General features: G+C 60.3%; 13 protein-coding genes and 4 pseudogenes. 11 read left to right on the plus strand and 6 right to left on the minus strand.

Translation table 11 applies throughout. The features are described 5' to 3' along the window. A pseudogene (locus ASU23_RS34820) lies at positions 1-119 on the plus strand (IS481 family transposase); the annotation flags it as partial. A 174-nt stretch (positions 120-293) separates the two neighbouring features. Here ASU23_RS34820 and ASU23_RS12035 read toward each other — a convergent pair. Next, complete coding sequence (locus tag ASU23_RS12035) at positions 294-1,097, minus strand: LysR family transcriptional regulator (RefSeq protein WP_082661390.1); 804 nt, start codon at positions 1,095-1,097, stop codon at positions 294-296. A gap of 137 nt (positions 1,098-1,234) precedes the next feature. Here ASU23_RS12035 and ASU23_RS12040 point away from each other — a divergent pair, with 137 nt between their 5' ends. The 4 genes and pseudogenes from ASU23_RS12040 to ASU23_RS35320 all read left to right on the plus strand — a co-directional run bounded on the left by ASU23_RS12040 (position 1,235) and on the right by ASU23_RS35320 (position 3,112). Beyond that, entirely contained in the window at positions 1,235-1,822 is a 588-nt protein-coding gene (locus ASU23_RS12040; protein WP_058037995.1) for a cupin domain-containing protein, read from the plus strand. A gap of 108 nt (positions 1,823-1,930) precedes the next feature. Then, positions 1,931-2,134: pseudogene (locus ASU23_RS34825) on the plus strand (group II intron maturase-specific domain-containing protein); the annotation flags it as partial. A 175-nt stretch (positions 2,135-2,309) separates the two neighbouring features. Then, the gene (locus ASU23_RS12045; protein ID WP_058037996.1) at positions 2,310-2,612 is read left to right on the plus strand and encodes a transposase; all 303 of its coding nucleotides are present in this window, start codon (positions 2,310-2,312) and stop codon (positions 2,610-2,612) included. Beyond that, a complete protein-coding gene (locus ASU23_RS35320; protein ID WP_058037997.1) occupies positions 2,612-3,112 on the plus strand; it encodes an IS3 family transposase in 501 nt (166 codons plus the stop codon). The genes ASU23_RS12045 and ASU23_RS35320 overlap by 1 nt, the downstream gene beginning before the upstream one ends. On the opposite strand, the gene ASU23_RS12055 is transcribed toward ASU23_RS35320, so the two are convergent. After that, positions 3,036-4,091 carry an IS30 family transposase gene (locus ASU23_RS12055; RefSeq protein ID WP_082661392.1) on the minus strand — a complete coding sequence of 352 codons (1,056 nt, stop codon included), beginning with the start codon at positions 4,089-4,091 and terminating at the stop codon, positions 3,036-3,038. The two genes, ASU23_RS35320 and ASU23_RS12055, sit on opposite strands and share 77 nt — an antisense overlap. Here ASU23_RS12055 and ASU23_RS12060 point away from each other — a divergent pair. After that, a pseudogene (locus tag ASU23_RS12060) lies at positions 4,085-4,576 on the plus strand (ornithine decarboxylase); the annotation flags it as partial. The gene ASU23_RS12055 and the pseudogene ASU23_RS12060 overlap by 7 nt on opposite strands. A gap of 45 nt (positions 4,577-4,621) precedes the next feature. On the opposite strand, the pseudogene ASU23_RS12065 reads toward ASU23_RS12060, so the two are convergent. Next, a pseudogene (locus tag ASU23_RS12065) lies at positions 4,622-4,867 on the minus strand (low affinity iron permease family protein); the annotation flags it as partial. 187 nt (positions 4,868-5,054) lie between these two features. Between ASU23_RS12065 and ASU23_RS12070 the strand changes: the two are divergent. Both ASU23_RS12070 and ASU23_RS12075 read left to right on the plus strand, forming a co-directional pair. Then, positions 5,055-5,762, plus strand: a complete 708-nt coding sequence (locus ASU23_RS12070) for a PAS domain-containing protein (RefSeq protein WP_253741304.1) — start codon at positions 5,055-5,057, stop codon at positions 5,760-5,762. Positions 5,763-5,896: 134 nt separating this feature from the next. Then, entirely contained in the window at positions 5,897-6,325 is a 429-nt protein-coding gene (locus ASU23_RS12075) for an ATP-binding protein (RefSeq protein ID WP_019749549.1), read from the plus strand. Positions 6,326-6,465: 140 nt separating this feature from the next. Here the strand turns inward: ASU23_RS12075 and ASU23_RS12080 are convergent, their stop codons facing one another. Further along, positions 6,466-7,257: a SigB/SigF/SigG family RNA polymerase sigma factor gene (locus tag ASU23_RS12080; RefSeq protein WP_029256707.1), complete on the minus strand. Its 792-nt coding sequence runs from the start codon at positions 7,255-7,257 to the stop codon at positions 6,466-6,468. 133 nt (positions 7,258-7,390) lie between these two features. After that, complete coding sequence (locus tag ASU23_RS33950) at positions 7,391-7,528, minus strand: hypothetical protein (protein ID WP_156423136.1); 138 nt, start codon at positions 7,526-7,528, stop codon at positions 7,391-7,393. A gap of 328 nt (positions 7,529-7,856) precedes the next feature. Here ASU23_RS33950 and ASU23_RS12085 point away from each other — a divergent pair, with 328 nt between their 5' ends. Then, a complete protein-coding gene (locus ASU23_RS12085; protein WP_019749546.1) occupies positions 7,857-8,204 on the plus strand; it encodes a MerR family transcriptional regulator in 348 nt (115 codons plus the stop codon). On the opposite strand, the gene ASU23_RS12090 is transcribed toward ASU23_RS12085, so the two are convergent. After that, positions 8,183-8,557, minus strand: a complete 375-nt coding sequence (locus ASU23_RS12090; RefSeq protein ID WP_058037999.1) for a hypothetical protein — start codon at positions 8,555-8,557, stop codon at positions 8,183-8,185. The two genes, ASU23_RS12085 and ASU23_RS12090, sit on opposite strands and share 22 nt — an antisense overlap. An 81-nt stretch (positions 8,558-8,638) precedes the next feature. On the opposite strand from ASU23_RS12090, the gene ASU23_RS34505 reads away from it, so the two are divergent. Both ASU23_RS34505 and ASU23_RS33960 read left to right on the plus strand, forming a co-directional pair. Beyond that, on the plus strand, positions 8,639-8,854 hold the full coding sequence (locus tag ASU23_RS34505) for a hypothetical protein (RefSeq protein WP_156423137.1): 216 nt from the start codon (positions 8,639-8,641) through the stop codon (positions 8,852-8,854). Positions 8,855-9,221: 367 nt separating this feature from the next. Further along, positions 9,222-9,374 carry a hypothetical protein gene (locus ASU23_RS33960; protein ID WP_156423138.1) on the plus strand — a complete coding sequence of 51 codons (153 nt, stop codon included), beginning with the start codon at positions 9,222-9,224 and terminating at the stop codon, positions 9,372-9,374. Positions 9,375-9,475 lie beyond the last annotated feature (101 nt).

Consider the following 9,475-nt stretch of genomic DNA (forward strand, 5'->3'; position numbering starts at 1 on the left):
CCGTGGAAATCTGGAACGTTCACTACAATTATCATCGACCGCATTCAACACGCGGAGGACGACCGCCCGCCGCTTACCGCCGGCACCGCGTAACTAACGTCCGTTCCTCATACAACTAGTGGCGGACATACCCGCACTCAGCAACGGACCCCGAGTCGTGCGCGCAGAGCGATACGACGAAGTAGGACACCTCTAATTCCCTCGCCGGAGGCTCGGATCATCTCACAGCGTGAACTAGTGCGTTGATCGTTACCCGTTCCTCCAAGGGCGTGATGAGAACTATCTGCGTCGGGTCAATATCGGAGATCGGGCGATACGATGTCCTGTCGAGAAAATGCGGCGACGAGGCTTTCGGCGGTGACAGCGACTACATCGCTGGTCGCGACGACTTCGAGCATCTCCTCGACTCCGTGCACTAGCGGACCGTAGGTAACAGGGCTTCCATCCGGGCGCGGATCGACTGACCACCATCGCCGCCAACCCTCCGGGACATTATCGGTATCAACCTGAACAACCTCGGCCAGATCGGACGCTTTCAGTTCACTTTTCGCTGCGAGGCGATGATTGGCCGACATGGCCAGGACTCGCTGTTCGGTGAGGACGGGAAATGCGCGAATGTGTGTCGTATCCAACGGTGGGCGTGCAAACACGACATCGACGCGGCCGTCGAGGATGGCGAGGACTTGTTCACCCCAACCCACTTGGACGAGTTCAATTTTGATACCGGGCACAGCATTTCGCAGTTTGTCCAAAATCTCGCGAGTGTGAGAGCCTGCGACTGTGGCAAAGAATCCGATCCGAATCTGTTGTTGTGCAGCGCGGCGATGCCGGCGAACGACACCGATTGCTTGATCATGCACGGACAGCAAATTGATGGCCATGGGAAGAAACTCTGAGCCCGCATCGGTAAGCCTCGCGCCGCGATGATCCCGCTCGAACAGTCGTACACCGATCTCATGCTCTAGTTTGCTGATCTGCTGGGACAGTGACGGCGTCGCGACGCGCAGAATTTCCGCGGCCCGTGTGTAGGTGCCGGCCTGGGCGAGAGCAACGAAGTAGCGCAGCACCCGAGTATTGAGGTCAGGGATGGATTGCACGCTATCGTCCCCTACTGCGGTTGAAGTGGCACGTTAGTCGAAACCTAACGACCCTGTGAACTCTGGTCATGGACGTCTCCTGTGCGCCGAGGCAAGTTTGTCAGTGGAATGTGACACCCCCCACAGACAGGCTAATCATGACACTGAGCACAGACGCCCGAACCCATCAGGGCCCCAGCCCGGCCCAACCGGCGGTTCCCAACGAGGGTTCCGACATCGACCCGGCACAGAATCCACCAGTTGCCGAAATCTTCAGTCGCGCAGTTGGGCCCGTGACCGAACCGACCAACAGTCTGGCTTCGCGGGTCACAAACTGCGACAGCATTTCGTGGACCCCGTTTCCGATGCCTGGAACCTCGTTCAAGCTTCTCAACATCAATGAGACGACTGGCGCCACCACCATTTTGCTGTACGTCTCCGAAGGGGCTGAGGCGCCGTTGCACCGCCATCTCGGCGGTGCGGAGGCCTACAACATCTTCGGCACATGGGCATACGAGGGAGAGGTCGACCCAATCGGACCGAACTGTTACGTATACGAACCCGCCGGGATCGTGCACCTGCCGAAACAGGAATCCGAATCGTTGATGTTGGGGATCTTCCACGGGCCGATCGTCGGGTACGACGACGACGGCAACGTCGCCGGCATCATTACCGCAGACTTGCTGTGGGATCTCGCCGAGGCCAACGGCGCTATTGCTCACCTACCGGCCCGCACCGGCCGCTGACAAAGGGGCCGAGTCCATGACACGACTGGCGGGAAAGACCGCATTCATCACCGGAGCCGCTCGATGAGTGTCTACACCTATCCGTCGAAGAAGGCGTTGCTTTCGATCATGGCGAAGGTGCGGGCACTGACAAAGAAGGCACGTCATCAAGGCTTGGCTGATCTCCTCGGACGCCTCAATCCGGTGCTCCGAGGATGGTGTGCGTATTTCCGTCACGGTGTGTCGAAAGCGACCTTCGGGTACCTCGATTCCTTTGCCTGGCATCGGGTTACCCAATGGCTGCTCAAACGGCACAAACGGATCACGTGGGCGGATCTCTATCGGCGTTTCCTGACCGGCAGGCCAGGTAATCGTCCGCAAGAGAACGGGATCATCATGTTCGATACCATGAATCGCACCGGCGAGTCCGGAGACTTTGATGTGCCCCGAGTTTTCCGGAGTTCGTTTGTTTTACTTCAGGCATTGATGCACCCGAGAGAGGTTCACGATGCCCCGACGTTATCCGCCCGAGTTCCGCCGGAAAGTTCTCGATCTGTTGAAGTCAGGACGCACGGTTGCCGAGGTCGCCGCAGGTCTCGATGTCACCGAACAGACCATCTACAACTGGCGTAACCAGGAGCTCATCGATTCCGGACAGAAGCCGGGGCTGAGCTCGATCGAGAGCGCCGAACTCGCCGCCGCCCGTCGTCGTATCGCCGAGTTGGAGACCGAGCTTGCCATCGCCAAACGCTCCACGGAACTGTTGAAGTCGGTGGTGCTCCCAAAAGGCGGTTCGAAGCGATCGAAGTGATGACCAAGGAAGGACTACCGGTACAGACCTCATGCCGCGTTCTGGAGGTGTCCGAGTCCGGTTTCTACGAGTGGCGCAATCGCCCGCCCTCGGAACGCTCATTGCGACATGCCTGGCTGACGCAGCTGATCACCGAGGTTCACACCACCTCGCATGGCACCTACGGTGCGCGGCGCATCCACGCTGAACTCACCCTTGGTCACGACATTGCCGTGGGACACGGCTGCATCGAAATGTTGATGAGAACTGCTGGTGTGAAAGGACTTCCGGGAAACAAACGTGCGCGTTCCAAGCATCAGACTCCGACCGCGAGCGATCTCGTGGACCGCAAGTTCACCCGCGACGAGCCGAACAAGCTGTGGGTCACGGATATCACGGAACATCCCACCCCTTGTATTCCAGCAATCGTCGCAACACTCGTGGTTACGAGACTTCCAGTAAAGCACTCAGGCGCTCTGCAGGGGTGTCCCAGTCGAGTGATTTCCGGGGTCGATCGTTAAGCTCCTCCGCGACGGCCAAGAGTTTGTCGACGCTGTGCACTGCCAGGTCGGTTCCGCGCGGGAAGTATTGGCGCAGTAGACCGTTGGTGTTCTCGTTGCTGCCGCGCTGCCAGGGAGCGCCCGCGTCTGCGAAGTAGACGTCGAAGTTGGTCGCGGCGGTGAACGCGCGGTGTTCGGCCATCTCGGCGCCTTGGTCCCAGGTCAGTGTTCCCCGCAGTGATGTGGGCAGGTGACGGACGGTGGTGATGAGGGAGTCTCGGACGGCTTCGGCAGTCCGCTCGCGGCCGAGGTGCCCGAGCATCACGAAGCGGGAGGAGCGTTCGACTAGTGTCGCGATCGCCGATCCACCCAGCGCGCCGATGATGAGATCACCTTCCCAATGTCCTGGAACTTTTCGCGAGTCGACCTCCGCTGGCCGATTGCTGATGGAGTTCATCGGGTCGACGAACCGCGGCCGGCGGGCATCGGGCTGCTTGTGCGGTTTGCGTGCAATTCGACCGCGGCGCAGTTGCTTTCCGAGTTCCCGTGTGAGTTCGCCTCGGGCGTGGACGTAGATCGCTTGATAAATCGTCTCGGTGCTCGCACGCATCTGCGGAGTGGTCGGAAAGTCCTTGACCAATCGGTGACTGATCTGTTGCGGCGACCACCTTTTCGCCAGTTTCCCCTGGACGTAGGAACGAAGCTCGGCATTGGCAACCAGCTTCGCCTGCCGCGGCCGGGCCCGATGCTTCACGGACAGCCGATGCGCCGTATGAGGCATATATCCCCTCACCGAGACGGTGTTGCGCTTGAGTTCTCGGCTGATCGTCGACGGTGCGCGTCGCATTTCTGACGCGATCGCCCGGATCGACAACCCTGCGCGCCGTAGATCCTGCAACTGCTCGCGTTCGAGCAGGCTGAGGTATCGGGGATGGATGATCTTCTCGACGACGTTGAGGTCGACGCTTCCGCCGATCGCGCGGGTTCTTCGTTCTGGCACTGCTGATCGACGTTTCACGGACGGGAGCCACCGGTTATCAGTGCGCGGATTGGCTCCGAGCCGAACGCTCGATCGACGTCGGCATGAGCGATCATCGACGCATTCTCGCGACCGTCTCCACCGCAGACGATCGCGAGACCACCCGAAGACTGCTGGACGGCCTCGAAGCTCTCTGCGGCGCAGCACCAAGTTTCCCCGACACCCCCCGCATCGAGCTACCCTCTCCTGCGAGCCTTCAACTCGAAACTGTGTCATCGCCACGCGAGGCATTCTTCGGCCGAACAGAAATGGTCCCCGGCGCACACGCTGCGGGACGTATCGCCGCCGAGCAACTCACCCCGTACCCACCCGGAATTCCGGTCGTGGTGCCCGGAGAGCGCCTCGACGCGGACGTCATCGGCTACCTTCAGTCCGGACTGCGCGCGGGTATGGCCGTGCCCGATGCCACCGACTCCTCACTCGATTGCTTCCGGGTGATGGTGTGACGTGCTCCCGATTCGATCGTGCGCCCCCTGGGATCCGCTAGATTCGAGGAATGTGACGGTGTTGATGGTCAGTTGCCAGGTGTCGATAGTGCCCAACAGGAAGAACGACGGAGCCCAGAGCACCACGATTATCACGCACACCACGAAAAACCATGCCTGTGAGGTGCGTGCACTGACGTAGGTGGCGAACCGGTCGAAGACGGAGAGTTTCGTCGATACCTCGGATGGAAATATCACGTCCGCTTTCTCCGACGAGTTCTCGCTCGTTGCCTTCTCTTTCCCGCCGTTCATCTGATTGTCCTCTCGCCGGAACATCTTCCAGTACCGCTCACTATCGCCCCAGGGCGCTTGTCCCCTACGTCTATATCGCCGCCCATCCGGTCCACCAACCCGGGGTGGCCCTGGGATCGTCAAATCTTGCGCTACAGAACGTAGTTCAGGAGTTGCTGGCGGCGGGTCGGACCGGCACCGATTATGCATGACAGCCCAGACATGCGACCGAGTGCCGGTCCATGCCCGACGGCGAGCCCACCAGCTCCGACGCGCAGCATCCGCGCTGCGCCTGCGCTCGGTGGTGATGCCCAGGCAGTTCGGCGGGCAAACATCGCTGCACCAAGCCCAGGGTTGGGCGAGGAACGAAAGGGACATGCTGTACCGGACGACATGGGCGTGGGTCCGACGACGAAATCCGTTGCGCTGCAAAGGGTGGAAGGATTCCTCTATCGCCGCGACGGCGAGTGGAAGCAGTCGGATACACCGCTACGAACCCGGCGCCATCACCCCCACCACGAAATTGCGTCTCTCTCAGAAACATTCCGGCGATCGGCCTCATGTCGCTGAGACGTTGGAAGCGCTCCGCACTTCCGGCGGCTCGTTCAGCAGCCCGCACCGCATCGTCGACACTAGAGGAACGACGCGCTCGGTGGCGATAGTCGGCGAACGACTGGTCGACGAGTCCGGCGAGATCATCGGCAGTTCCGGCTTCTACGTCGATGTCACCGAAACTATCGATGACACGGTCACGGAATCGGCGAACCGGGCATTCAACGTCCTCACCTGGCATTCGCAGGAAACACTCGTGAAAGTTCGTGATGTCGCAGAAAAGCTCCTCACGGGGCTGGCAACGGACTTCCACATGCCCGACGCCGTACCAACACACTCCGACCACGCCCTGCTGGGTCTCTGACAACGGCGTTAAGCTCGATGTTTAGCGGCACTTCAGTTGGGTAGCTGAGTGCTGATCATCCTTCTCGAATGCGGCTACCAAGATCCCACCAATGGGGTTGGCTGCATCCGATTAAGTACAGGAGCAAATCTCACGTGACGTCCTTCGCGCGGGCGATCGTTTCCCCGGTCGCCGTTTCACCTTCACTGTCCGTCTCTGCATCACCGGATCAACTGCCGGTGCTGCGATCGCTGGTGCGAACCGTGGCCGCGCACTATGCGCTCTCGTTGGACGCGTTGTCCGATCTCGTACTCGCCGCCGACGAAGCAGCGACCATCCTCATCGGCCACGCCCTCCCCTCCAGCACCCTGACGTGCACGTTCGGCGACGATACCGCCGCTGCGCAGGTGATCCTCTCTGCGGCAACAACGGGTCAGATCACCACGAGCACTTCGTCCTTCGGGTGGCGCGTCCTCGAGACCCTGGCCGACGAAGTGGTCCTCGAGGAGCTCCCGCCCACCGCACCCGAGGAGAAGTGGGCTGTGACAATCACACTGACCAAGGTCTTGCAGGCAGATTCTTGATCCCGCACGCGGAGGAGAGCAACGAGTAAGCGCCGGCCACCGGACAGTTGGTGTGTCTCGTCGCCGTAACCGACGACGCGTCCGATCACGAGTTGCCTTGTACCGGGGTCAACACGAGTCCACTTTTCTTGGCATCCAGCTCACGCTGCGACGGCGGCCTCGAGCGCTGCGAGGGACTGCGTCCGTCGGAGCGCTTTGAGCGATTGTGCGAGCAGTCGGGAGACATGCATTTGCGAGAGACCAACCTTCTCGGCAATTTCCGCTTGGGTCAGTTCGCCGAAGAATCGGTAGAGCACGATTGCGCGTTCTCGTTGAGGAAGTGCGAGTAGTGCCGGTCGGAGCGTTTGTTGGTTGTCAATGCCTTCGAGGGCAGAGTCGAAGTCTCCCAAGGTGTCTGCGATCGTCCGTCCGTCGTTGACGGTTGCGGCATCGAGGGACGCCGCGTGATAGGAATCGCCGGCGGCGACGATCTCCGCGATCTCGGCAGGTTCCACTTCGAGTTCTTTTGCCAGTTCCGGCACGGTGGGTTCGCGTCCGAGGGCTTGGGTGAGGGAAGAGCGGGCCTTGTTGAGCGCGAGATAGTTTTCCTGCAACGAGCGCGGAACACGGACGTCCCAGCCGCGGTCCCGGAAATGTTTGCGCACTTCACCCACCATCGTCGGAATCGCGAAGGCTAGGAAGTCTTTGCCCTTGGCGAGATCGAAGCGGTTCACCGCACTGACCAGACCGACGCTGGCGGCCTGTACGAGGTCCTCGTGGGCTTGTCCGCGACCGCGGTATCGCAAGGCGATGTTCCGGGTCAGTGGTAGACACGACTCGATGATCTGCGCACGTAGACGCTCGCGGTGCTCGTCGTCATTCGGTATTGAAGCCATCTGTTCGAAAAGGGCCGCAAGGTGCGTGTAGTCGGCGTCTCGCGTGTGGGTGCTCATGAGAATGCCAATCCTTTTCCCCTTGTCATCGCCCTGGCAGAGTGCCTAGGGACAGTGGCCCCTCGCTGAGGTGAAGACACCGTCGTGTTGCCGGAACGGCGTACAGATCGTGTTGCCGACATCGTCGCCTCCTTCATTTTCGGGTGTTGATCGGCAGAACGCTCCAGAAAACCATCGCCGCGGCCCGAGCGACCACAGGCCCGGAGAGCGGCCCCAGCGCCGGGCAGGTGATGCCGTCGCCGTCGCGGGCGGTGGCCATGGCAGTGGTCATTCACGCTCCCGAAGTGCAAGTGCTCCAGCATGCATCTAAGTAATTGACTGTCATAAATCTATATCAGCCGATGCAGATAAAAGGCAACAGGTGAAACAGTGATCGACCCACAGCAATACGACTTCCGGGCCCAAACGTGCCCACTTATGCACGAAACCAGCATGCGCGGAATCTTTTCGGCTCCTTTCCCGGCTAGATCGGTTTCGCACGTCAGATGAAATCTGTGGCGTCGGAGATCAGGTTTTAGGTGCGGGAGGGCGGGGGGACGACGCACCAACATGTTAAGGTCGAGAGATATTCGGCTGGGTTAAAGGAGAGCGCTGAGGCATTGAAGGATCCAGCGCACGCCCACCGAGGGGTCTACGGAATTTCCGTGATGTCGGAACTGTCCGGAGTCGGCCCACAGACATTGAGACTCTACGAACGTCGCGGACTGTTGACCCCCGCACGCACCAGTGGCGGGACGCGGCGTTACAGCGCGGCGGACCTCGACAAACTGCGCCGTATTACCGCGTTGATCGGCGACGGAATCAACTTGACCGGAATCGGTGTCATTCTCTCACTTGAAACCGAGAACGCGATCCTGGCTGAACGGATCGCTCAGCTGAGCGAAACGGCCGTGGACACACCACCGGAAGTCACGCCCGAGACTGTTCAGCCCAGTTCGCGGGTGTAACGAATGCTGCCGAATTCCGCGTCGGCAACGACGATGTTTCCGTCAGATTCAAGCTGTTCGACCGCGGAGTCGAATGCGTCGATGAGCCACGGCTTCTTCGCCTCGCCGAGCAGCGTGTCCGTACCGTCGTCGCCGGTTTGAAAGATACGCACCAACCAGGATTCGCTGGCGTCAGGTTCGTCCCATAGTCCTCGCGGAGCGTTCGTGGCCAGGACGTAGCGGTTGTACTCGAGGTCGACACGAATAGCGTAGTGGCCGTCCACATTCACGACGTTGGCAGGTCGTTGGGACGCCGCGGCCAGTGCAGTCAATGCGTCGTCGTACATCTCGGAAAACTTCTTCGTAAGAGGCATGCCGTCCTACCCGTACTCGACACCGCCATGCACCGGGCACGGCGTAAACGGTCAGTTGCCCCGGCAACGACCGGAACTGAAATGCATCCTAACCCTGCGCAACTCACCCCATTGGGGGCATCCCACTCGGTGATCAACACCGATCGAGCCGAATGCCCGTATGGGTCCAAACACTGTCCGAAACTGGACACCGATCTCAAGACCAAGCTCGGCGTCGCTGACGCTGGGATACCCGAATGCGATCACATCGCCGGTGTGCCGTCGAAGACCACCTCGCCGGCTACGTCGACAACCTAACCATCCTCGCGGTGAGCGATGGCCTGACCCGGGTGGATCACGTGCTCGATGGCCGTCGAACGATCATGCCCCACAGCACCGCGGTATAGGTGAACTCCGGCCTCTTCTCCCTCACCGATAGGAACCAGTCCACTAGTGTCCTCCTCGTCTCCGTCTTATGCGACCTGAGCAATTTTCTTCCGCTTCGTCAGTGTGTCCACTCACTCAACGGCAATCGCCGTGACCCGAACATCGGGCGACTGAGATTGTTCGACGAGGATTGTTCGATGAGCCCCCCAACGGGGCGCTCCGGCCGCTCAGTCGAAACGAAGCGCGGGTATTCACTTAGAGGACGAACGAAGAACTCACTCAGCGTCCCCTGAGTACGGTGCCAATCGATCCGGACTACGCCTTTGGTTCTGTTTCGGCGGTCTACTTCTCGACCAGCGCCCGGGAAGATCGCTCAATGACCCTCTTGGTCGAGAAGTTCGCTGCCTTCCAAACGCTTGACCCGCCGATGTTTGAATCGCCCTGGGTCTGATGGAGGCTCTGGCTATTTGATTTCAACCAAGGCCTGCTCACCCTGCTCAGTAGCGTAGAACGTCTTCTCGTACTCTGCTGGCGGGATGTCGCCGCAGTGAC

Source organism: Rhodococcus sp. KB6 (assembly GCF_001445685.1).
GTDB lineage: Bacteria > Actinomycetota > Actinomycetes > Mycobacteriales > Mycobacteriaceae > Rhodococcus_F > Rhodococcus_F qingshengii.